The organism is Streptomyces uncialis, assembly GCF_001905345.1.
GTDB classification, from domain to species: domain Bacteria; phylum Actinomycetota; class Actinomycetes; order Streptomycetales; family Streptomycetaceae; genus Streptomyces; species Streptomyces uncialis.
This window is the reverse complement of sequence record NZ_LFBV01000010.1, coordinates 597315-619756: the sequence shown is the minus strand read 5'-3', so window position 1 is coordinate 619756 and position 22442 is coordinate 597315. Positions and strand designations below refer to the sequence as shown.

Genomic DNA, 22442 nt, shown 5'->3' with positions numbered 1-22442 from the left:
GCTGAACATCGCACGGGGCGCGCCCGCTTGCCGCACGGCCCGATGCCGGAGTGCCCACAGGGAAACGGGGGAACGGTGGCCGGTGGCGAGGGGGCCGATCCTGTTTGAGTCATACCGGTCCACACCGGCCATTGTCCGTCCGCCGCGCATACCGGGGGAGACAATCGGATAACTTTCCCTCCTGTTCCACGGAAATTGCCACGACAGCTGTCCGTCGTGGCCGTCAGTCATGTTCGGGGACGTGCCGGATGACGGTTCTCCGAAAGGCAATGGGATGCGGGAGGGATTTTCCATGCGCGCGCAGATTTCCATGGACCTGGAGAACGATCTTCTGGAGAAATTCCGTACCGACGGATACGTCGTACTCCCGGGCTTCCTTCCCCCGGATCTCCTCGCCCGGCTCCGGCCGGAGGTCGACCACTGGGTGGACAGCGGACTCCGCCGCCGCTCCATCGACGCCTGCCGGTACCCCGGTCCGGTCCCTGGCGGCCTCCCGCCCTTCGTGGAGATAGAGCTCCCCGCCCACGGCGAACTGGCCGCCCATCCGCCGCTGCTGCGGGTCCTGTGCCATCTGATCGGCCCGGACTTCGTCTTCCACCATCTGCACAGCGACCGCAGGGGCGCCGCCGCGCCCGGCAAGGCCTGGCACCACGACTACGAGCAGCATCCGCAGCGGGACCGGCGCCTGCCCATGGCCCACGCCCTGCACTACATCGGCGGACTCGACCCCTCGATGGACCCCCTCGCCGTACTGCCCGGCTCCCACCGGGAGGTCGTCGGCAAGACCGCCCGCGCGCATCTGGGCACCGGTGAGCTGCCCGGCGAGGTGGTGATCGACGACCTGCCGCCCGGTTCGACCGTCCTGCTGCACTCCGCGCTCTTCCACGCCCGGCGCGCCGCCCCCGAACCCGCCGGTGGGTTCCGCTACATGATCGACGGCTCCTACTGCCGGACCGGCGTGAAGTGGCCGCCGGTCAAACCGTACTGGCGGCATGTGCTGGCCACCGCGCGGCGGCTGGGCCTGGACCGGGGCGAGTGGCCGGAGCTGTTCAACGAAGCCCACTTCACCGAGTACGGGTCCACCGGGTACGGGTCCACCGGGTACGGGGGACAGCCGCGCTGAGCCGCCCGGCGCGCGCGTCGTCACCTCCCGCTCCCGCCCGTCCCGAGCCCGTCCCGAGCCCGTCCCCGAAAGGCAGCACCCTGTATGAGAGTGATCGCCTCCGTCCCGTTCGGCCGTGTGCTGCGCGACCTCGCGGACGAGCACCCCTACGCGCCCGGTGACGAGGCCAACTCGAACGACGAGGCGGAGGAGCATCTGCACAGCGCCGACGCCGCGCTGGGCCATTGGCACCGTGTCCTGCTCGACCGCCGCGACGTCCTCGGCATCGTGCTGCCCTGGCATCTCGGCGAGGGCGGCGCGGTCGAACTCGTCCCGCCCACCGGTATGACGGTCGCCGCGGCGGCCGTCCGGCTGCGCGCCCTGGGCGCGGAGTACGCCTCGGGCAATCCGCTGTGCGCGCACAAGCTCGACCGGCAGAGCGCCGCGCCGCCGCGCCCGCTCTACCTCAGCTCCCGCCCGGTCCCCGGCGCCGACTACGAACGTATGACGGCGGGGGAGGGGCTGATACATCTGGACGGGCTGCACCGCGTCCTGTCCTGGGAGCGGGCGGGCCGCCTCCCCGAGGTCCCGCTGATCGAGGCGTTCGTCGCGGCCGACGCCGCCTGGGCGCCGGCCCTGGACGCCGGTGCCCGGCCGCCCTCAGCCGCGCCCGACGTACGGCATGGAGCTGGGCATCACCGTCACGGACTGGATGTTGACCCCGACCGGAAGATCAGCCATGGCGCACACCATGTCGACGACATGCCGGATGTCCATGGTGGGCTCCACGCGCAGTGAACCGTCGGCCTGGCGCACGGCGGGCTGCCCGCGGTCCTCGGGCGTCACATTGCCGATGTCGATCTGGCCGGCGGAGATGTCGTGGCGGCGGCCGTCCAGCGACAGCGAGCGCGTCAGCCCGGCGACCGCGTGCTTCGCCGCGGTGAACGCGATCGAGTCCGGCCGGGGCACCTGGGCGGAGGGAGCCCCGTTGTTGATGATCCGTCCGCCGCGTGGCGACTGCCGTTTCATCAGCCGGAACGCGGCACGCGAACAGAGGAACGTACCGGTGGCGACGGAGTCCATGACCCGGTGCCAGTCGGCGGCGGACACCTCCTCCGTCGGGGTGTACGGCATGACGTCGGCCGCGTTGTTGAACAGGAGGTCGAGCCGCCCGAACCGGGCGTCGATCTCGGCGAACAGGTCGTCGACCGCGTCCGGGTCGGTCACGTCCGAGGTCACCGGCACGGCCCGGTCCCCGGCCGCCCCGGCCAGCCGTGCGGTCTCCTTCAGCGGCGCCTCGCGGCGGCCGGTCAGCACCACCGTCCAGCCGGCGGCCAGCAGACCGAGCGCGCAGGCCCGCCCGATGCCGCTGCCCGCACCCGTGACCACAGAAATTCTCCCGGCTGCCATACAGGAATTCCCTTCGTCATATGCCATCGGCCCGCCCGGCCTGAATTCTCCGGAAATCAGCTCCGGTGATCCCCCCCGGCGGAGCCGCACCGAGTTTTCGGCAATACCTCCGGACCCGTCAAGGCCGCGCATTCCGGCCACCAGGACAGCGGTAAGCGACAGGAGAGACAGATGGGCATCGGAAACTCCGCGGACCACACCGCCGGGGCAGCGGCTTCTTCCCTCGGATCGACGGAACTCAGCGCTTCCTGGTTCGAACGGGCCAAGAGGTCCCTCGCGGGCGGGATCAGCTCCTCCTCCCGGCTCACCTCGACCGGGCCCGACCCCTATCCGCTGTACATGCGGAGCGGTTCGGGCGCGCGTATCCGGGATGTCGACGGCAACGAGTACCTGGACTATCTGCTGTCGTACGGCAGCGCCGTGCTCGGCCACGCGCCCCCTGAACTGACCGGGGAGCTCACGAAGGTACTGGCCACCGGGACCATGTTCGGTACGTGCAACGTCCCCGAGGTCGAACTGGCCGAGCGGATACAGGAGATGGTGCCGTGCGCGGAGCTGGTCCGGTTCGCGAACTCCGGCTCCGAGGCCGTCCAGGGCGCGATCCGGACGGCCCGGGGCGTCACCGGCCGGTCCCGTGTCCTGAAGTTCGAGGGGCACTACCACGGCTGGACCGACACCCTCGCGATCTCCAACCGCCCCGCGCCGGAGGAGACCGGACCGCACGACGCGCCGCACTCCGTGCCGCACTCGCCCGGTATCCCGACCGGGGTGGTGGCCGATGTGGTGGTCTGCCCGTGGAACGACCCCGAGTCCCTGCGCGCGGTCTTCGCCGCCCACCCCGCCGAGTTCGCCGCCGCGATCTGCGAACCGATCGTCGCCAACAACGCCTGTACGATGCCCGATCCCGGCTTCCTGGACCTGCTGCGCGACCTGTGCACGGCCCACGGGACCGCGCTGGTCTTCGACGAGGTCTGCACCGGCTTCCGTACGGGGCCCGGCGGGGCGCAGACGCTGTTCGGGGTGCGGCCGGATCTCGCCGTCTTCTCCAAGGCGCTGGGCGGCGGCCTGCCGATCGCGGCGTTCGCGGGCGTACGGGAGCTGATGGAACCGCTGGCGACCGGGTACGTCAAGCACGGCGGTACGTACAACTCCTCACCCCTGTGCGCCACCGCCGCGTCCCTCACCCTGGCCCGGCTCGCGGACCCGGCGGTCACGGGACGTATCGAAGCGACCGGGCAGCGGATCATGGAGGCGATCCGCCGGGCCGCGAAGGACCACGGGGTGCCGTGCGCGGTCCAGGGCGTCGGCGCGATGTTCCAGGTGGTCTTCACCCCGGACGGCACCCCGACCCGCGCGTACCGCGACACGTTCCGCCTCGACCGCCACCGCTACGACGCGTTCCGCCACCACCTGCTGCTCCAGGGCGTACACACCAACGCGTACGGCCTGGCCTGCTGGTTCGTCTCCTCGGCGGTCACCCCCGACGAGCTGGACCGCACCTGCGAGGCGATCGACGTGGCGTTCGCGGGGCTGGCGGGGGATGACGATTGACGGGGGTGCCGGGCCCCGGGTCGTGGCGCCCGGCCCTGGCGCTTCGCCGGGTCGGACCGGCCCGTTTGTACGGGGACCACCATCGCTGGGTGATGGGCTCCGCCACCAGGTACGGGACACCCCCGCAGACGCGAACGCTCTTGACTGACCGTGCTGAGCGTAAGTCCTGGTCAGCGACCACGGGAGCCCGAGATAGCCCCGTCCGGCGACATGGTGAATGAGGAAGGGAAGGGCACCCGTGACGACCATAATCGAACCGAAACATTGGGTCGCATCTTCGTACAGTGACAACGGTGGCAACTGCATCGAGTGGGCCCCGTCGAACGCCACCACGACCGGCATCGTCCCGGTCCGGGACAGCAAGCGGCCGACTGGCCCGGTCCTGATGGTCTCCGCCGACGCGTTCGCCGGGCTGATCGCTCTCGCCCGGTCCGTCAAGTAGAACCGCGCATCCCGGGCCCCGCCGATCCTCTTCCTTCGGAGCGGCGGGGCGCCCAGCGGGACATATCCGCGGGGATCAGTGGACCGTGCCCCGCGGATGGCCCCGCTTCCTGTGCAGGTCCATCATCTCCACGACGACCATGAGGGCGCCCGTGTCGCTCCGGTCGAGCGTGGACCGCATGGCGTTGCGGAGCGACGCGCACTGCGGGCAGGTGTCCGGGTTCACCGGACCGTCCCGGGGGACGATCAGCTCCTGGTACGAGAGCATCGCGGGGGCCTTGTCCTCGGTGTGCCGTCGGTGGGGGTCGCCCGGTCCAGGGGCGGGAAGGGTGCGCAGGGTGTGACGGTCACGGGGCCGCCTGACGCGTTCTTCTTCAGGACGCAGCCCGGGTCGGGGCACCGGCACGGGCCGAAGTCGAGGGGATTGTCGAGGAGCGGGCCGTCGTTCACCGCGCGTCCTCCCTCGCCACGCGGGTCCGCTCCGCAGCCCCGGCATCTGGGCGCCGCTGTCGGCTCACGGCCCGGCGCCCGCCCGCCCGTCACCGGTCCAGCTCCCGCCGGAGGCCCGCGTCCACCCGCCGGAGAAGTTCCGTGGTCGGCCGGTGAAAGGGCCCCCGGTGCGATCCGGGTGGGTAGGCGGCCCACTTGCTGTGCCACACCGGACCGGCTGCCTGATGCGGGTGTCCGGTCGGCCGCAGGACGTGGACACCCGGTGCGACTTGGTGACGAGTGGGTGCCGGGGGACTGTTGTCGGTCATCGCTGTCGGACGTCCTTCTTGCGCGAGTGCTCTCGGGTCGTGTACTCCCTGTGTCGAAAGCGTTGCGCTCCGCGCGCACGCTGAACAGGTGCGGACGCTGGACATCCTCAACTGTCCAGCAAATTCCGGGAGTTTGTATGAGTGTCGAAACTCAGTGCGGCGACCGAGACGGCGACCGGCTGCGTCACCGCTCAAGTACTTCGGCAGCGAGGTCAGGCTGGAGCGGGAGCGGCTGGGCTGGACGCGGAAGGAACTCGGCAAGGAGGCCCATTGCGGGTACTCCCTCGTCGCCAAGATCGAGTCGGGCGAACGGGTGCCGGGGCTGGACTTCGCGAGGACGTGCGACCGGGTGTTCCCGCACGCCAACGGCCGTTTCGAGCGGCTCTGGCCGCTTGCGCTGCGCTTGGCGTTCCCGCCGTGGTTCCGCCGGTACGCCGAACTCGAATGGAAGGCGACGGTCGTCCGGATGTTCCACCCGCAGCTGCTCCCCGGACTGGTGCAGACCCCGGACTACGCACGCGCGATCCTCGAGGGCGCCGATGTGGTGCATGTGGACGGCTTTCCGAGGGGCTTCCTTCTGGCCGAACCGGACGATGTGGCCAAGGCGTCGGAAGCCTATGATCTTCTGACGGCCATGGCTTGCTCACCTGATGAGTCGGCAGACCTGATCGATTCCATTGCGAAGGACCACTACTCATGAGTCACGCCTGCATACCTGAGCACCTCTGGGAAAAGTCCACGTACAGCGGTAACAACGGTGGCGAGTGCGTGGAATGGGCCCCCGCCCATGCCGTCGCGCACGGCATGGTGCCTGTTCGTGACAGCAAGGTCGCCGGTGGGCCGGTGCTGATGGTATCGCCGGAGGGATGGGCCGGATTGGTCGGTCTCGCAGTCGGCCGAGGTCTTTGACCTGCCCGTATCCGCACACCGCGCCTAAGGACGGGTCCGCCGACCGCTCTCCTCAGCGAAGGGCTGCTATCCATGACCTGCACACGCATACCCGAGCACGCCTGGCAGGCTTCCTCGCACAGCGGTGCGAACGGTGGCGAGTGTGTGGAATGGGCGCCTGCTCATGCGGCCGTTCATGGCGTCGTGCCTGTTCGTGACAGCAAGGTCGCTGACGGAGCGGTGCTGATGCTGGCGCCCGAGCAGTGGACGGCGCTGGTGAATTCGGTCGCACGTCGCGAGGCCGAATAGGCCCATCGTCCTGCACATTCATATGCGGCGAGTCCGCAAGGGTCGACAGATTCCTCTGTGAAGGGCTGGTACTCATGTCTAACCCGCATGTACCCCTGGACGCTTGGCAGTCATCCACATACAGCCAGAACAACGGCGGTGAGTGTGTCGAGTGGTCGCCGTCCTACGCGTCCGCGCACGGCATGGTGCCTGTTCGTGACAGCAAGGTCGCCGGAGGGCCGGTGCTGATGGTGTCGCCGGAGGGGTGGACGGCGTTGGTCGGGCTCGCCAAGGGCCAGGGCAGGCATGGTGGAGGAGGGCGTCATCCGCGAACACATCCACAAGGACGGCCGGTGGCGGGACTCCGTCGTCCACTCGATCCTCGACCACGAATGGGCCGCTGTCCGTCCCTGACATCACAGCCCGTTCGAGATCCGCATGTGGAGGCTTTCCATGCATGAGTCTGCCGGGCTCAGGCCCTTGGCGACGTTCTTCCGGGGGAATCAGGTGGAGTTGCCCAGCACCGTGGACGACATCCGTGCGGCGCTCCCCGCCGGAAGGCGGGAGGAGTTCGAGGGCGAGCTGGCCCGCTTCATCGGGCACTGGGCGCTGGAGTGCCGTCCTGATATCCGGGACGCGGACCGGGCGACGTTCGAGCGGCTTGAGCAGGGCGACTCCTCGGGGTTCACGGTGGCCGAGGACCTGGATTCGTGAGCGGACGCCGTGGCCGAGACCCGGGCCCAGGGCGTGTCCTGGCGGTCCGGTCGGCTGAGGAAAACCAGGTGCGGCCGGGCGCCGGGCTGGTGTGAGATCCGGGACATGACGATCGTTCTAAACGAGCCCGGCGTCGACGGGCTGACCGGGGCCGTGGACGCCCTCCGCGCATGGCAGGACGACCGCACGCCGCTGCAACTCCATCCGGGAGACCTCGGCTGGGCGCTGGGCGCTGGGTGCGGAGAGGCTGGCCGCGGCCGTCCGCACCTGGAGCGTGGGCGGACGGATCATCGCCGTCGGATACCTGGACGCCCCTGATCTGCTGCGCCTGACGACCGCGCCGGACCTGCGACAGGACGGTGATCTGGCGCGCCGACTGCTGGCGGACCTCGGTGATCCGGAGCGCGGGGTCCTGCCGCCCGGGAAGGCCGCACTCGAAATCCCCGACGGCGCCCTGCTCCGCGAGGTCCTCCTGGAGGCGGGCTGGCATCCGGACGAGCCGTGGACGCCGCTGCGTCACGACCTCACCGGGCCGGTGAAGGACTCCGGCCTGCGGATCGAGGTGGCCGGTCCGGACACGGCAGGGGTGCGGACCGCGGTGCACCGCTCTGCGTTCGGCAGCCCGGCGTTCACCGAGGAGGTCTGGCACGTCCTCGCGGCCGGGCCGGTCTACGCCGACGCGCGCTGCCTGATCGGCTACGACGACCAGGACAACGCGGTGGCCGCGGCGACGGTCTGGTCGGCCGGGCACGGCAAGCCCGGCCCGCTGGAGCCGGTGGGCGTGCACGCCGACCATCGCGGTCGCGGCTACGGGACGGCGATGAGCGTCGCCGCCGCGGCGGCGCTGCGTGAACTGGGTGCGTCAAGCGCACTCGTCGCCGCCCCGAGCTCGAACGCCGCCGCCGTCGCCACCTACAGGGCGGCTGGATTCGAGCCGTCGCCCGAACGGCTGGACGTCGGCCGATCCGCCTGAGAACGATCAGGCGGCGGTACCGGACAGCCCGCGCCGCTGCCCCTGGCCGGGGCCGAACGCCTGCGGCGGCCCCCCTTCCTCCTCCGCCGCCGGACTATGGCGCGCCCCGGTTCTCGTCCTCGTCGCCTTGGTCCCACCGTCCAGGCTAGGTGGACGACCTCCGTCACGGATGAGGGCGCCAGATCGCACGGTGGCGCGCTGGCCCCCGCGCGTCCGATCCCGCGCTCCCCGCGCCTCGCATCGGACCCCGTCCGGGGAAGAATCCCCGGGACGTGAATCCTTTGGCGGCCGGGGTGCCTCTCATACCTGTGCGGGCGAACGGCGTCGGCACGGGAACGGAGGAAACCATGGACATGGTCATCGGTGGGGTCGTGGCGGCAGTGGCCGTCTGCGCGTGTGTGGTCTACGTGCTGCGCCGGCGGGGGCGTTCGCGTGGCTGACGTCCAGTGGCCCGGGGAGCGGCTGATCGCCGCCGCACGGGAAGGGGACGCCGAGGCCACCGCCGCCCTGGTGTCGGGCTCGCATCCGCACGTCCAGCGGTTCGCGTACTCGCTGTGCGCCTCGCCCCAGGACGCCGAGGACGCCGCGCAGGAGGCGCTGATCATCCTGTACCGCAAGATCGGGATGCTGCGGGCCACCGGGGCGCTGGCCTCGTGGATGTTCCGGATCGTCCGCAACGAGTGCCTGCGACGCTCGAAGTCGCTGCTGCGCGGACACGGCCCGCTCCCCGACACCGTCGTCCCGTCGTTCGAGGACGACGTGCTGCGGCGGCTGGAGGCGGACCGGGTGGCTGAGGCGATCGCCGCGCTGCCCGCCGACCAGCGGCGGGTGATGATCATGCGGGACATCCAGGGGTACAGCGGGCGGACGACCGCCGACACCCTCGGCCTCAGCACCGCCGCGATGAAGTCCCGGCTGCACCGCGCCCGCGCCACGGTCCGCGAGACGTTGCGGCGCTCGCCCCTCGATCCGGCGTGGGGAGGCGGCCATGACTGACCGGAAGGGCGGCACGTCCACGGCGGATCACGTACACCGGCAGGCCGTGACGACGGCATCGACGGCCCCGGGGAACTTCGCCAGTGCCTCGTTGCCCCGGCACCTGCTGCGGGGCGGGGCCGGGTTCGGCGCGCTGGCCGGGTCCGTGCTGCTGATCCCGGCCGTGGGACCGTTCAGTCTGGTGCTGGCCCCGCTGGGACTGCTCGCGCTGCGGGGGTGCCCGATGTGCTGGACGATCGGGCTGGTGCAGACCGTGTCGAGGGGCAGGCTGCGGCGTTCGTGCGCGGACGGCCGCTGCGAGCTCACCCGCCGGGAGCCGTCCGACGTACGCGGCGCCCACGAGGTACCCGCTGCACCCGACGTACCCCCCGATGTACGCGGTGCGCCCGGCGTACGCAGCGCACATCACGTACACAGCGCGCATCACGTACCCGGCGTACCCGCCGCACCCGCCGCACCCGGGGCCGGCGTCAAGTCCGGCTGACCTGCCGTCACGGAGCCGCGCCCCCGCCCGGGAAGCCCCTCGGTGTCCGCCCCGGACCCGGTCGCGGGGCGGCTCGGGCGGGGCCCGTCAGGAGGCCAGGTCGGCCGGGGACCCCGTACGGTCGGCCGGGGAATCCGTACGCGCTGCGGGGACCCGGGGCGCGGGGCGTACCGGGGTGACGCGCCGTCCGGCCAGTGCGCATCCGAGGCAGTCCGGGTGCCCCGCGCGGGCCGCGCGGTCGCGGACCCGTAAACCCCGCTCCGCGACGGGCCGCAGGCCGGGGGGTTTGCCCCAGCCCGTGAGATGCATGGCCCAGGTGGTCAGGACGGCCGCCGCCGTGACCGCGAGGCCGAGCCAGATCCCCGGCCGCCAGGAGATGACGCCCAGTCCGGTGACCGTGCCTCCGACCGTGGCGACGGCGACGCCCACCCAGCCCGCGAGGGTGTGGCCATGGTCGTAGGTATGTCCGCTCATGTGTCCGCCTTCCGGGCGCGCCGGACCGCGCCCACGGCATGCCGCGGCCACGCCACCTGCGCCGATCTATGATGGCTTAGCAAGTGAGAAATTTATCTTACGTACTAAGGAAAGTTCAATGGAGGGCAAGCCCCGCCCCGCAGCCTCCGCCTCGGACGTGCTCGTCGCGCTGGACGGCCTCGTCGCGACGAACATCGTGGGCAATCAGGAGTTCGCCCGGAACCTGGGCCTGAGCATCACGGACCTGACCTGCTTCGCGTATGTCCTGGAGGCGGGGGACACCCCGGTCACCGCCGGCGACCTGGCCGGCCGGGCGAACGTCACCACGGGGGCGGTGACCGGCATCCTCAACCGCCTGGAGCGCGGCGGATTCGTGACCCGGAGTCCGGACCCCGACGACCGGCGCCGGGTGCGCGTCGAGGCCGTCCCGGCCGCCGCCGAGCGTGTGCGGGCGGTCTACGACCCCTATCAGGCGCGCCTCGCGTCGCTGTTCGCCGACTACACCCCGGACGAGATCGCCGTACTGGCCGACTGGCTCACCCGCGCGTCCACGCTCGCCCGCGAGTACCTGGACGACTCCTGCTAGGCGCGCCGACCGCGAGCACGGCAGAACCCCCCTGCGTGTCTCGATCCGACCTGACCCGCCCCTGACCCGCCTTCGCCCCGCGCCCCGCTCTTCGGTCCCCGCCCCGCGCCCCCGGGTAGACCCTGAGCCGTCCCTGACCGGACCCGGAGATGCTCCCGACACGGGCGCCGCAGGGGCGGCGGCGCGCCTAACGTGACGACGCGCCCCGGCCGGGCCCGCACGTCTGACCACACCACCGCTCTCCTCAGGAGGAGGATCAGCCATGCCGTTAAGCGGCAGATCATTACCGCGGCGTATCGCCGCGCGGGGCACGGCCGTGGCCGGGGGAGTCGCCATCGTCCTCGTCGCCGGGCTCGCCGCCGTTCCCGCTGTCCACGCGTCTCCGCCCGCCGCCGGGGCCCTGCTATGGGCGCCGTGCGGCGATCCGGCGAAGCCGGGAGCCGAGTGCGCCACTCTCCCGGTGCCGGTCGACTGGGCCCGCCCGGACGGGCCGCGGCTCGATCTGGCCGTGGCCCGCCGCCAGGCCACCGACCCCGGCGCACGCGTCGGCTCGATGGTGTTCGGGCCCGGGGGGCCGGGCGACTCGGGTGTGGAGATGGTGGCCGGCCGTATCGGCCGGTTCAGCCCCGAGGTCCGGCGCAGGTTCGACATCGTCAGCTTCGACCCGCGCGGTGTGGGCGCCAGCGGTGCGGTGACCTGCTCCGGCGACCTGCTCGCCGCGCGGCCGTCACCGGAGCTGACCAGCCAGGCGGACTTCGAGGCCACCGTGGCGTACAACGAACGGCTCCGTGCCGACTGCCGGGCCCGTACCGGTCCGGTGTTCGGGCATCTCGGCACCGCGCAGACGGTACGGGACCTGGACGCTCTGCGGGCCGCCCTCGGTGAGCGGAAACTGACCTTCCACGGCAGCTCCTACGGCACGCTGCTCGGGGCGCGGTACGCCGAGACCTATCCGCGCCGGGTGCGCGCGACGGTGCTGGAGAGCGTCATGGACCACAGCGTCCCGACCGCCCGCGAGTTCCTGCGGGCCCAGGCGGTCGCGGCGGAGGATTCGTTCCGGGAGTTCGTGAAGTGGTGCGGCGGCAACGCGGACTGCGCGCTGCACGGCCGCGATGTCCGCGCCGTCTGGCGGGACCTGCTGGCCCGGGCCGGGCGCGGTGAGCTGGAGGACCCGGCGAGGCCGGGCAGCCCGGTGTCGCCCTCGGACCTGGTCAACAGGACCGCGTTCCGGAAGTTCTACGGGGCCGACCACGCGGGCCTGGCCACGGCGGTCGCGAAGATGGACGCGAGCGAGCCGCTGCCCGCCTCACCCACCTCGGTGGCGTCGCTGCATCCGGCGACCCCCGTCTTCTGCTCGGACTGGCACCTGCCCGTGCGCGACCACCGGGAGTACGCCTCGCTCGTCGCCATGATGAACAGGACGGCGCCCGACCTGCCCCATCTGCTGCCGATCCATATGGTGGCGGCGTGCCTGGGCGCGCCGACCGCCGACCCGCAGCGCCGCCTCGACGTACGCGCCGCTCCGCCGATCCTGCTGTCCCACGCGCGGCACGACCCGGCCACCGGCTACCCGTGGGCGGTCTCGGTGGCCCGGCAGCTCGGCCGCGGCGGTGTGCTTCTCACCTACGAGGGCCACGGGCACGGCAGCGTCACCCGTGGCCCGTGCATGCGGGACGCCGTGGACCGCTATCTGACCGATCTGATGGTGCCGCCCCGGGGCACCCGCTGCCCCGCCGTGCCGTAGGCCATCCCGGTGACCGGGGTGACCCCCGTCGCCGCGGCCACCCCGGTCACCGCCGTCACGCGGGGCCGAGGTCGGCTTCGAGGGTGGTGACGGTGATCAGGGGGCGGTTCCAGAGGGCGAGGAGTTCGTTGGCGAGGGTCACGACCGGGAACGGGTGCTCGCTGTTGCGTACCTCGATCGCGGCGGCGGACAGACCACGGGGAACGGCGCCGGCGTCGAGGAGGGCCCGCCAGTCGTCCGGTCCCAGCTCCAGGAACTCCAGTCCGGTCAGCCCGGCGATCTCCAGCGGGTCGGCGAGCGTACCGGGGTAGGCGGTGAGGGTCCGCAGCCGGGGGAGCCCGACGACCGGGGCGAGGCTGAGGGGTTCGCCCTCCCATACGCCGATGGACAGCACCTCCAGGCCGGGGTGGGCCGCGGCCTCGACGCTCTTCAGTGCCCCGGTGTTGACCCGGGCCACGACCGGCGGCCCGTCCTCCCGGAGACCGCGGTGGCCCTCGCCGTACCCCTTCAGCACCAGGTCGGTGAGGGAGTCGGCGAGCAGTCCGGCGCCCATGTCCTCCTCATGGCTGATCATGATGATCTGCCCGGTGTGTCCCTGGGGGCCGGGTGTCAGGTCGACGGCGATCCGGTCGCCCCCGCCGTTGTCGCCGAACACGATCCAGCCGGGTGAGCCGGCCAGCCCCTGCACCGCGGCGTCGGGCGGGGTGACGGCCGCCTCCATGGCCCCGGTCGGCCAGTCGAAGTGACGGGACGCCGCGTCGGCGACGTACGCCTCCGTGAGCGGGAGCAGTTCGCAGCCGACCGCCTCGGACTCCCGCTCCGCCGCCTCGTGGTCGTCGCCGTAGTCCTCCCAGCGGGCCCGCGTCACCCGGTAGAGCGCGCGGAGCTCGTCGGGCAGTGTGACGCCGAGCCGCGCCTCCGCCGCGGCGAGCTCCGCCTCGGACGCGCCGGTGGCCCCGGGAATCCGCTCGCGCAGCGTCCGCTCCAGCAGCGCGGGGTCCGCCGTCGGGGCCACGGTCGCCCCGGGCGCCGGGTCCGGGAGGCGGCGCCAGGGCTCGGGGACGGAACCGTCGACCAGGAGGAGCGCACCCGGGTGCGCCCCGCCGAAACCGGGCTCCGCGGCCGGAGCGGGCCCGAAGAGACGCAGCAGCGTCCGCCCGGACGGCGCGATCTCCGCCACGAACGCGATGTCGTCGAATCCGGCGTCCCTGAGCGCGCCCTGCACCCGCTCCACCGCGTCCGTCTCGTCCCGCATGTCCTCGATCTGGTACGCCCTCCCGGGCGGCGGCTGCCGCCGGTTCAGGGGCAGGCTCCAGCTCCCCCGGCTGACGCGTCCGGCGATATGGCCGCCCGGGGCGGCGAAGCCCCTGGTGTCGCCGGCCCGCAGGAGCCGTACCACGGGTTCCCAGGTGGCGAAGTCGTGAATCGCGGACAACGGGGGCCTCCGGTGGTTCTGTTGGACGTGGTGGGACCGAGTATCGCGGAGGGCCGCCGTTCCGGACGCGCCCCGGACCGCCCTGCCCCGACTCCTCCGCCCCGGGACGCATCCTCCGGGGCCGTGTCCGCGTCCTGGGGGATGAGGCTGCCCCGGGATGAGACTGCCCTGGGATGAAGGCGTCCTGTCGGTCGGGGCGGTCCTGTCGGTCGGGGCGGTCCTGCGGAACGGGGTCGTCCTGCCGGTCGAGGTGGGTTCTGGCGTCGAGGCGGGTCCTGTGGGACGGGGCCTCCCGTCGGCCGGGGCGGCCCTGTGGGATGGGTCGCAGCGCCGCCGCCGCTCTGGACGGTCCAGGTGACCGGCGGGTAATGTAGACCTGAGCAAGCGCTTAGTCCATTGTCGTGCCCGCAGCCGGTGTCGTGCCCGCGGCCGGGCCGTTCGCCGCAGACGAAGGAGACCCGTGCGCCGCACCATCTACAACGAGGACCACGAGGCGTTCCGGGACACCGTCCGGGCCTTCATCGAGGCCGAGGTCGTCCCCGTCTACGACGAGTGGTACGCCGCCGGCCAGCCCCCGCGCGAGTTCTACGACAAGCTCGGTGAGCTGGGCGTCTTCGGGATCGAGGTGCCGGAGGAATACGGCGGCGCCGGGCTGTCGACGTTCAAGTTCGAGGCCGTCATGGCCGAGGAGACCGCCCGCGCGGGGGTCTCGTTCGGCGGCAGCGGTGTCCATGTCCTGCTGTGTCTGCCGTACCTCAAGGCGTACGGCACCGAGGACCAGAAGAAGCGCTGGCTGCCGGACTTCGCCACCGGCCGGACCATGTACGCGATCGCCATGACCGAGCCGGGCACCGGCTCCGACCTCGCGGGGATGCAGACCACCGCGAAGCTCTCCGAGGACGGCACGCACTACGTCCTCAACGGCGCCAAGACCTTCATCACCGGCGGTGTGCACGCCGACCGGGTCATCGTCTGCGCCCGTACCGCGTCGTCCACCCCCGAGGACCGCCGCCACGGCATATCCCTCTTCGTGGTCGACACGAAGTCCGAGGGGTACGCGGTCGGCCGCAAGCTCGACAAGCTGGGCCTGAAGGTCTCCGACACCGCGGAACTGTCCTTCACGGACGTCAAGGTGCCCGTGGAGGACCTGCTCGGCGAGGAGAACAAGGGCTTCTCGTACCTCGGGCAGAACCTCCCCCAGGAGCGGCTCGGTATCGCGGTCGGCGCGTACGCGCAGTCCAAGGCCGCCATCCGCTTCGCCCAGAACTACGTCGAGGAGCGCACGGTCTTCGGCAAGACGGTCGCGTCCTTCCAGAACACCAAGTTCGAACTGGCCGCGTGCAAGGCCGAGGTCGACGCGGCCGAGGCCGTCGTGGACCGGGCGATCGAGGCGCTCGACGCGGGTGAGCTGACCGCCGCGGAGGCCGCGTCCGCGAAGCTGTTCTGCACCGAGGTGGCGCACCGGGTGATCGACCGCTGCCTCCAGCTGCACGGCGGCTACGGCTTCATGAACGAGTACCCGATCGCCCGCCTGTACGCGGACAACCGCGTCAACCGCATCTACGGCGGCACGAGCGAGGTCATGAAGATGATCATCGCGAAGGACATGGGGCTGTAACCCCCTATGGGGCTGTAACCCCCTCCGGTACGGTCCGCCGTCCGCCGGTGTCCGTCCGGGCGATCGGTGATCCCGGACGGACGGCGGCGGACGGGCCCTTGCTCCCCAGGTGAGTTCCGGACACCTGGGGAATGCCCGGGAAATGAACCGCCGGAGGTTCTATTTCCTTGTGCCGCCCCGTCCTCTCCCGTCGAGCGAATTGCGGGAATGCGGGGAATGCGACCGCTGTCGCCGGGGCCAGGAAAACCGGTGCGTGACGGTATTTCTCTGCCAAACTCACTGTATGGATCAACCACTTACCTCCCTTCTCGATCTGCTGGACCTGGAGAAGATCGAGGAGAACATCTTCCGCGGGCATTCCCATTCCTCCGTGGTGCCGCGGGTGTTCGGCGGGCAGGTCGCGGCCCAGTCGCTGGTCGCCGCGGGACGCACCGTGCCCGCCGACCGGACCGCGCACTCGCTGCACTCCTACTTCCTGCGGCCCGGGGACCCGGGCGCGCCGATCGTGTACACCGTCGACCGCATCCGGGACGGCCGTTCCTTCACCACCCGGCGGGTCGTCGCCGTGCAGCACGGGCAGCCGATCTTCCATCTCTCGGCGTCGTTCCAGGTCCACGAGGAGGGCCTGGAACACCAGACGGTGATGCCGCCGGCACCCGATCCGGAGACCCTGCCGACGGCGGAGGAGACCCTCGCCCGGCACGCCGGTGTGCTGCTGCCCGGGGTCCCGGACCGGATGTCGGAGGCGCGCCGGGCCGTCGACCTCCGCTATGCCGACGCGCCGCCGTTCGCGACGCTCGGTGAGCCCCGCGAGCCGCGCTCCCAGGTCTGGTTCCGCACCAACGGCAAGCTCGCCGACGACCCCCTGTTGCATGTCTGCCTCGCCACCTACGTCTCCGACATGACGCTCCTCGACTCGGTGCTCCTCGCGCACGGCCGGGGCGGGTGGGCCGTCGGTGATGTCGTGGGTGCCTCGCTGGACCACGCGATGTGGTTCCACCGTCCGTTCCGGGCGGACGAATGGCTCCTCTACGACCAGGAGTCCCCGTCGTCGGCGGGCGGCCGTGGCCTGGGCCAGGCCCGGATCTGGACCCAGGACGGCCGGCTGGCGATCACCGTCATCCAGGAGGGCGTGGTACGGGTGCCCCGCTGATCCGGTGCCCCGCTGATCCGGGTGCGCTGATCCGGCGCCCGTTCGGCTCTCAGGGGGCGGGCGGTGTCTCCGTGATCGTCCAGCGTCCGACCTGCTGGTACGCCGAGTCGTACACGGTCTCGCCGACGCCCGGCGCCAGGGTGTAGTGGTGCAGGTTGCCGCCCCAGTAGCGCAATACGCGGGACAGTTCACGGACGGTGGTCTCGGACGGTCCTGAGCTGGGGATGTCCACTTCCAGGACGAACTTCATGTGCTGCACCCCTTCTACGGTCGGCCACGAGCAAAGGTGGTCCCCTTGCGTGCCTTCAATCGTTTCATGCAACTCCTTTTGGGGACTTCGCGCGGGGACAGGCCCGGAATCACAGGGTCCCTGTCCCCGGAAGTCTCAAGTCGCACTTCGTGCCCGGGTGCGGCTCGGGGCGTCCGGCGGGGGGCCGGGGTGATCGTGACGGGCGTCCCACCGGGCGGTACTCCGCCCGCGGGGGCGGGAGGCGACGGCAGAATGGAGGGCATGCCGATATCCGGGACACCCAGTCGCGCCGAGCTCGTCGACCATCTGATCCGCACCCACATCGCGGGTGACGTGGCGACCCCCCGCGAGAACAATCTCGACCACTACCGCAAGCTCGCCAACGGCGACCGGCACTACTGGCTGGGCCTGGAGCTGGGGGACCGGTGGACCGACGAGCAGGACGTGCTCGCGGTGATGGCCGAGCGGTGCGGGGTGAACGACGACCCGGAGCACCGGTTCGGGCAGGACACCATCGACCCGGAGCTGACCGTCGCCGGGCTGGAGCGGATGGCGGCGCGGCTGCGGAAGGCCGCGGCCGGCAAGGAGCGGGTGCTGTTCGCGACCGGGCATCCCGGGGGGCTGCTCGATGTGCACCGGGCCACCGCGGGGGCGTTGCGGGACGCGGGGTGCGACATCGTCGTCGTCCCGGACGCGCTGTACGCCGACGAGGGTGTCGTCTTCCAGTTCGCGGACGTGGCGATGCTGGAACGGGGCGCGACACTGTGGCACACGCATTCGCCCGAGCCGATGAACGCGGTGCTGGACGGGCTGGAGCGGGCGGGGCTGGCGGCGCCCGATCTCGTGGTCGCGGACCATGGGTGGGCGGGCCGTGCGGGGCAGCGGGGGGTCGACTCCGTCGGGTTCGCCGACTGCAACGACCCGGCGTTGTTCCTTGCGGAGGCGGAGGGGACGGTGCAGGTCACGGTGCCGTTGGACGACCATGTCCGTAGCCCCCGGTTCTACGACCCGCTGACGGCATACCTCCTCGACGCGGCGGGCCTCACCCCGAGTTGACCCTCCCGGCGCCCCGAACTCCCCGTCCCCCGGGGTTTCCTGTGCTGGGCGTACTTGTTCCCGCACAGGTCGTTCGGTGGGTGCGCAGTTCCCCGCAGGCCGCCTTCGCTTGCGCTTCCGAGGTCTGTCCGGCTGGGCGCACTTCGTTCCTGTGCCGTCGTTCGTGGGTTGTGCGCAGTTCCCCGCGCCCCTGGATGCTGCCCCCTTGCGGTCGTTCGTCGGGTGCGGGTCCGCCCTCGTCTTTTGCGCAGTTCCCCGCGCCCCTGAAGGGGCACTCCTCTCCTCCCGCAGTCGCATGGCTGCGGGAGGGGGTGGGCGGGAATCTCTGCCCGCAGACTCCGATGCTCTTCAGTGGGACGAGGGGGATGTCCGACCGAGCGCGTTGGAGCGAGGACGGAGAATCCCGACCGGCCCCGACCCGAAGAACCGACAGGGTGCGCCCCAAAGGGGCGCGGGGAACTGCGCAAAACCCCCGGGCGACGGCACAGGAACGGAGTGCGTCCCGCCGGACGGACCTGGGAAGCGCAAGCGAAGGCGACCCGCGGGGAACTGCGCGAAACCACCGAGCGACGGCACAGGAACAAGTGGGCCACGTACCGAGTACCCAGGGGCGCGGGGAACTGCGCACCCACGAGTGACCTGCACGGGAAAGGTGCGCCCCGCCGGGCGGACCTGGGAAGCGCAAGCGAAGGCGACCCGCGGGGAACTGCGCACCCACGAACGACCCGCACGGGAAAGGTGCGCCCAGCCGGACGGACCTGGGAAGCGCAAGCGAAGGCGACCCGCGGGGAACTGCGCATCCACGAGCGACGGCACAGGAACAAGTGCGCCCACCCGGACAGACCCCGGGGTAACGGGGGCTCGACCCCGTTACGTCACCCCACGTGAACCGGCAACGCCGCAAGGCCGCGAGTCAGCGCGGACGCGCGCCACCGCAGCGTCCCGGGGCCCGCCGCAAGGCGAACCGTCGGGCGGCGAGCCGCGAGCACCGTGAGCGCGACCCCCGCCTCCATCCGGGCCAGCGGCGCCCCCAGACAGTGATGCACCCCGTGCCCGAACGCGAGATGCCCCCGCCCGGGCCCTCCGGGACCGAACCGCCCGGGATCGAACCGCCCGGGTTCCGCGAACCGCCCCGGATCGCGCCCCACCGCCGCGAGCGACACGAGCACGGAGTCCCCCGCCCCCACCACCGTCCCCCCGATCCGCGTGGCCTCCGCCGCGAACCGGAACGCCGTGGTGGTGACCGGCGCGTGCAGCCGCAGCGTCTCCTCGACGACCCGGCCCACCGAGGACGGCTCCGCCCGCAGCGCCGCGAGGTCCCCGGGCCGGCACAGCAGCGCGTACAGCGCCCCGGAGATCAGATGCACGGTCGTCTCATGACCGGCCACCAGCAGCAGGAAGCACATCCCGAGCAGTTCGTCGGCCGTCAACGCGTCCCCACCCCCGGACGCGTCCCCGGGCCCGGCCGCCCCGCCGGGTGCGGCGAGCGCGCTGAGCAGATCGTCCCCGGGCCGCTCCCGCTTCCGCGCCAGCAGCTCCGCGAAGTACGTACCCATCGCGCCCATGGCCGCCCCGGCGGCCTCCGCCGAGTCGGGGGTGAGCAACTGGTACGACCAGTCCCGCAGCGCCGCGCGGTCCTCCCCGGGCACTCCGAGGAGTTCACCGATGACGGCCACCGGCAGCGGCAGCGCGTAGTCGGCCACCAGGTCGGCGGTCCCGCGCCGGGGCAGCGCCGCGGCGAGCTCCTCGGCGATCTCGCGGACGCGGGGTTCCAGTGCCGCGATCCGGGCCGGGGTGAAGTGCCGGGACACCAGCGAGCGCAGCCGGGTGTGGTCGGGCGGATCGGTCTGGAGCATGTTGCGGCCCAGCGCGTTGCCCCCGTCGTGGGACCACGTCGCGGAGTGCCGGATGTCGTTGCGGAGCGCGGGGTCGGTGAGCGCGGCACGCGCCTCGTCACGGCCGACGACGAGCCAGGCGTCACCGGATCCTGGGACATGGACGCGGTGGACCGGGCCGAGACGGCGCAGATGCGCGAGGACGGCGTCGGGGTCGCGGACGGGATCGACCCCGGCGGGGGCGAGCTCCCCGAGGGTGGGCGCGGTGCGGGGGACGGCTGCGGACATGCGGTTCCCTCCAGACGGCAGAACGACAGAGCGGCAGGGCAGCGGAGCGAGGTGAAGTGGGGACTGCTCCCCACTTCGTCATCCTGATCGTAGCGGCCCACCGGGCGCACCGTCCCGCCCGGGGAGGGACCCCGGGAAGGGACCCCGGGAAGGGAAGGGTGAATGGACAGCGGGGTGAAGGGCGGGACGGGGCAGGGCGGACGGGTCAGCGGGCGCGGTGCGGGCCGAGCGCGTGCAGCACGTCGACCAGCTCCCGCTCGGTGAGCGCCCGACCGGGCAGCGCCCCCGCGCCCGGCGCCCGCAACGCGTCCAGGAACAGCGTCAGTTGCCGCCGCCACGCCCCCGGCACCGGGGCCAGCGCGGGCACCGTACGCCCCAGCGCGGCGAGGGACAGCAGCAGATCCTCGACCGTCACATCCGTCCGCATCGCGCCCTGTTCCTGCGCCCGCGCCATCAGCGAGGCGACCGTCCGGCGNCACATCCGTCCGCATCGCGCCCTGTTCCTGCGCCCGCGCCATCAGCGAGGCGACCGTCCGGCGGTGCTCCACGTGCAGCGCGTCCAGCGCCTCGATGCCCGGGATCGCGGTGGTCATCAGGTCGTTGGTGCCACGGTCGGCGGCCAGTTCCGCGTAGACGGAGGTCAGATACCCGAGCAGGGCGCCCCAGGCGTCCTCCTCGCGCCGCGCCCGCCGCGCCGCCTTCGCCGTCGCGTCGAGCAGTCCCGCGAACGCGGCCCCGATCAGCGCCGCGCGGTTCGGGAAGTGCCGGTACAGCGTGGCGTTGCCGAGCCCCGCCCGGCGGGCGATGTCGTCGAACGGTACGTCGAGCCCCTGCTCGGCGAAGAGCGAACGGGCCGCGCCGAGCAGCGTGTCCCGGTTGCGTACCGCGTCCCGCCGGGGAACCGCCTTCGCCTTGCCGCCCGTCATCCGCGCCTCTCCGATCCTCCCGCGCGGCCGGTCACCCACCGCCCGCCCAGTATGGCCGCACACCCCCCGCCCCCATGCCCGGAGCCCGGCTGTGCCCGGCGCCCGCCCCCACGCGCCGCGCCCGCCCCCACGCGCCGCGCCCGCCCCTACGCGCTGCACCCGCCCCCGAGCTCCGCGCCCGCCTTCGCGCTCCGCACCCACCCCCGCCCGGCACCCGAGGCCTCCGGCCCCCCGCCCGGCACCCGATCCCCCGCCCCCCCCGCTGCCCCCACCCCACCCCGCACTCACCCCGCCCTCCCCCCGAACTCACTCCCCGCCCGACCGCCCCCCACGGCTCAGCGCGAACCAGAGCTCCATCCGTACGTCCGGGTCGTCGAGGTCCGTGCCCAGGAGGTCCGCGCAGCGGGCCACGCGCTGGCGGACCGTGTTGCGGTGCACGTCGAGGGCCACCGCCGTACGGTCCCAGCCGCCGTGCAGGGAGAGCCAGGTGCGCAGGGTCTCCGTCAGCGCGGGTCCGTTGGGCGCCGTAAGGAGTGGGGCGAGCAGGGCCCGTGCGTGGCGGTCGGCGTCGGCGGCCGGGACCAGGGACGCCAGCCCGCCCCCGTCACCCCGGTGCCGGACCAGCGGCGCGCGGACCGCCAGCGCGCGGGACAGCGCACGCGCCGCCTGTGCGTCGGCCGCGCCGAGGTCGCCGCCCGGCGCGCTCAGCCCGAGCGTCCACCCCGGCTGCGGCGGCACCTCCGGGGCGTCGGGGAGCAGGACCCGTACGGTGTCCCGTCCCGGATCGACCAGCGCCGAACCGAGGGCCGCCCCGAACGCCGCCGCGGCGACCGGATCGGCCGGTCCGGACGCGGGCCGCGCGTGGACCACGGTCCACCGCTCACCCCCGAGCAGTCCCAGCGCCTCCTCCGGCGCCGCGCCCAGCAGCAGCCGTACGAGCGCCGCCGACCGGGCGGCCTGCGCGGTGCCCTGGTGCTCCCCGGTCAGCAGCGACAGCAGGACCACCGCGACCCCGGTGACCGTATGGTCGCCGGGCTCCCGCCGTTCCCCGGCCACCCCGAGCGCGAACCCCTGGCCGCCGCCCAGCGCGTACGCGGCGAGCGGCACCCCGCCGACGGTGTCCGTCGCCGACGCGGGCTCCGCCGGACCGCCGCCCACCCGGCCCGCCAGCTCCAGCACCCCGTCCCGGACCGCCGCCCGGACCGCCGCCCCCGCGCCCGGTACCGGACCGGCCTCCCGGACGACCGCGCCGTCCGGGCCCACGAGCGCGGCCCAGCCGCCGCCGAGCCGCCGGGCGAGCTGCCCGAGGACCGCCGGTACGGGGTCGGGGCGGGCCGCCGCGGCGGCGAGGGCCTGCTGGTCACGCGTCACCCGGCGCAGCTCCGCGTGCCGGATGCGCGTCATGATCGCGAACACCGCGCGGGCCACCCCGGAGAACGTGGTGCGCGGCGGCACCTCGATCAGCGGCAGCC

Annotated in this window: 22 protein-coding genes and 4 pseudogenes; 17 read left to right on the top strand and 9 right to left on the bottom strand. The window is 72.6% G+C overall.

From position 1 onward, the window contains the following. Positions 1-292: 292 nt before the first annotated feature. A complete protein-coding gene (locus tag AB852_RS32865; protein WP_073793827.1) occupies positions 293-1123 on the top strand; it encodes a phytanoyl-CoA dioxygenase family protein in 831 nt (276 codons plus the stop codon). Positions 1124-1207: 84 nt separating this feature from the next. Then, positions 1208-1714, top strand: a pseudogene (locus AB852_RS41145) (DUF6309 family protein); the annotation flags it as partial. 48 nt (positions 1715-1762) lie between these two features. On the opposite strand, the gene AB852_RS32860 reads toward AB852_RS41145, so the two are convergent. Next, positions 1763-2512, bottom strand: coding sequence for an SDR family oxidoreductase (locus AB852_RS32860; RefSeq protein WP_073793826.1), 750 nt, complete (start codon positions 2510-2512; stop codon positions 1763-1765). 171 nt (positions 2513-2683) lie between these two features. On the opposite strand from AB852_RS32860, the gene AB852_RS32855 reads away from it, so the two are divergent. After that, positions 2684-4063 (top strand): aspartate aminotransferase family protein, encoded by a 1380-nt coding sequence (locus AB852_RS32855; RefSeq protein WP_073793825.1) that lies wholly within the window; start codon positions 2684-2686, stop codon positions 4061-4063. A 238-nt stretch (positions 4064-4301) separates the two neighbouring features. Beyond that, a complete protein-coding gene (locus tag AB852_RS32850; RefSeq protein WP_245877003.1) occupies positions 4302-4505 on the top strand; it encodes a DUF397 domain-containing protein in 204 nt (67 codons plus the stop codon). A 75-nt stretch (positions 4506-4580) separates the two neighbouring features. On the opposite strand, the gene AB852_RS39375 is transcribed toward AB852_RS32850, so the two are convergent. Then, positions 4581-4910: a hypothetical protein gene (locus AB852_RS39375; RefSeq protein ID WP_143201317.1), complete on the bottom strand. Its 330-nt coding sequence runs from the start codon at positions 4908-4910 to the stop codon at positions 4581-4583. Positions 4911-5350: 440 nt separating this feature from the next. Between AB852_RS39375 and AB852_RS32840 the strand changes: the two genes are divergently transcribed. The 8 genes and pseudogenes from AB852_RS32840 (at position 5351) to AB852_RS41535 (ending at position 9605) form a co-directional block, all read left to right on the top strand. Next, positions 5351-5962, top strand: a complete 612-nt coding sequence (locus AB852_RS32840; RefSeq protein ID WP_245877002.1) for a helix-turn-helix domain-containing protein — start codon at positions 5351-5353, stop codon at positions 5960-5962. After that, positions 5959-6171, top strand: coding sequence for a DUF397 domain-containing protein (locus AB852_RS32835; RefSeq protein WP_073793821.1), 213 nt, complete (start codon positions 5959-5961; stop codon positions 6169-6171). The genes AB852_RS32840 and AB852_RS32835 overlap by 4 nt, the downstream gene beginning before the upstream one ends. Before the next feature lie 72 nt (positions 6172-6243). Beyond that, positions 6244-6459 carry a DUF397 domain-containing protein gene (locus AB852_RS32830; protein ID WP_073793820.1) on the top strand — a complete coding sequence of 72 codons (216 nt, stop codon included), beginning with the start codon at positions 6244-6246 and terminating at the stop codon, positions 6457-6459. Between the two features lie 74 nt (positions 6460-6533). After that, a pseudogene (locus AB852_RS41140) lies at positions 6534-6731 on the top strand (DUF397 domain-containing protein); the annotation flags it as partial. A 160-nt stretch (positions 6732-6891) separates the two neighbouring features. After that, the gene (locus tag AB852_RS32820; protein WP_073793819.1) at positions 6892-7152 is read left to right on the top strand and encodes a hypothetical protein; all 261 of its coding nucleotides are present in this window, start codon (positions 6892-6894) and stop codon (positions 7150-7152) included. 105 nt (positions 7153-7257) lie between these two features. Then, a pseudogene (locus tag AB852_RS32815) lies at positions 7258-8125 on the top strand (GNAT family N-acetyltransferase). Between the two features lie 432 nt (positions 8126-8557). Next, a complete protein-coding gene (locus AB852_RS32810) occupies positions 8558-9121 on the top strand; it encodes an RNA polymerase sigma factor (RefSeq protein ID WP_073793818.1) in 564 nt (187 codons plus the stop codon). Further along, positions 9114-9605 (top strand): hypothetical protein, encoded by a 492-nt coding sequence (locus AB852_RS41535; RefSeq protein ID WP_342748514.1) that lies wholly within the window; start codon positions 9114-9116, stop codon positions 9603-9605. Before AB852_RS32810 ends, AB852_RS41535 begins: the two co-directional genes overlap by 8 nt. A gap of 87 nt (positions 9606-9692) precedes the next feature. On the opposite strand, the gene AB852_RS32800 is transcribed toward AB852_RS41535, so the two are convergent. Continuing rightward, positions 9693-10079, bottom strand: a complete 387-nt coding sequence (locus AB852_RS32800; protein ID WP_073793817.1) for an HGxxPAAW family protein — start codon at positions 10077-10079, stop codon at positions 9693-9695. A 118-nt stretch (positions 10080-10197) separates the two neighbouring features. On the opposite strand from AB852_RS32800, the gene AB852_RS32795 reads away from it, so the two are divergent. Together AB852_RS32795 and AB852_RS32790 are read left to right on the top strand one after the other, a co-directional pair. Beyond that, positions 10198-10665, top strand: a complete 468-nt coding sequence (locus AB852_RS32795) for a MarR family winged helix-turn-helix transcriptional regulator (RefSeq protein WP_073793816.1) — start codon at positions 10198-10200, stop codon at positions 10663-10665. A gap of 262 nt (positions 10666-10927) precedes the next feature. Then, positions 10928-12409 (top strand): alpha/beta hydrolase, encoded by a 1482-nt coding sequence (locus tag AB852_RS32790; protein ID WP_073793815.1) that lies wholly within the window; start codon positions 10928-10930, stop codon positions 12407-12409. Between the two features lie 55 nt (positions 12410-12464). On the opposite strand, the gene AB852_RS32785 is transcribed toward AB852_RS32790, so the two are convergent. Beyond that, positions 12465-13844, bottom strand: coding sequence for an SMI1/KNR4 family protein (locus AB852_RS32785; protein WP_073793814.1), 1380 nt, complete (start codon positions 13842-13844; stop codon positions 12465-12467). Positions 13845-14304: 460 nt separating this feature from the next. On the opposite strand from AB852_RS32785, the gene AB852_RS32780 reads away from it, so the two are divergent. Both AB852_RS32780 and tesB read left to right on the top strand, forming a co-directional pair. Then, positions 14305-15462, top strand: coding sequence for an acyl-CoA dehydrogenase family protein (locus tag AB852_RS32780; protein ID WP_073793813.1), 1158 nt, complete (start codon positions 14305-14307; stop codon positions 15460-15462). A 283-nt stretch (positions 15463-15745) separates the two neighbouring features. Next, entirely contained in the window at positions 15746-16615 is an 870-nt protein-coding gene (gene tesB / locus AB852_RS32775; protein WP_073793812.1) for an acyl-CoA thioesterase II, read from the top strand. A 49-nt stretch (positions 16616-16664) separates the two neighbouring features. Here tesB and AB852_RS32770 read toward each other — a convergent pair whose 3' ends face one another. Next, positions 16665-16865 carry a hypothetical protein gene (locus AB852_RS32770; protein WP_073793811.1) on the bottom strand — a complete coding sequence of 67 codons (201 nt, stop codon included), beginning with the start codon at positions 16863-16865 and terminating at the stop codon, positions 16665-16667. Between the two features lie 261 nt (positions 16866-17126). Here AB852_RS32770 and AB852_RS32765 point away from each other — a divergent pair, with 261 nt between their 5' ends. After that, entirely contained in the window at positions 17127-17921 is a 795-nt protein-coding gene (locus AB852_RS32765) for a phosphatase (protein ID WP_073794381.1), read from the top strand. 875 nt (positions 17922-18796) lie between these two features. Here the strand turns inward: AB852_RS32765 and AB852_RS32760 are convergent. The 4 genes and pseudogenes from AB852_RS32760 to AB852_RS32750 form a co-directional block, all read right to left on the bottom strand. Then, the gene (locus tag AB852_RS32760) at positions 18797-20044 is read right to left on the bottom strand and encodes a cytochrome P450 family protein (RefSeq protein ID WP_073793810.1); all 1248 of its coding nucleotides are present in this window, start codon (positions 20042-20044) and stop codon (positions 18797-18799) included. A 205-nt stretch (positions 20045-20249) separates the two neighbouring features. After that, positions 20250-20519: pseudogene (locus AB852_RS41130) on the bottom strand (SbtR family transcriptional regulator); the annotation flags it as partial. Position 20520: 1 nt separating this feature from the next. After that, a partial coding sequence (locus tag AB852_RS41125) for a TetR/AcrR family transcriptional regulator (RefSeq protein WP_245877001.1) occupies positions 20521-20970 on the bottom strand: 450 nt, incomplete at its 3' end. 306 nt (positions 20971-21276) lie between these two features. Further along, positions 21277-22374, bottom strand: a complete 1098-nt coding sequence (locus AB852_RS32750; RefSeq protein ID WP_425444203.1) for a helix-turn-helix domain-containing protein — start codon at positions 22372-22374, stop codon at positions 21277-21279. Positions 22375-22442 lie beyond the last annotated feature (68 nt).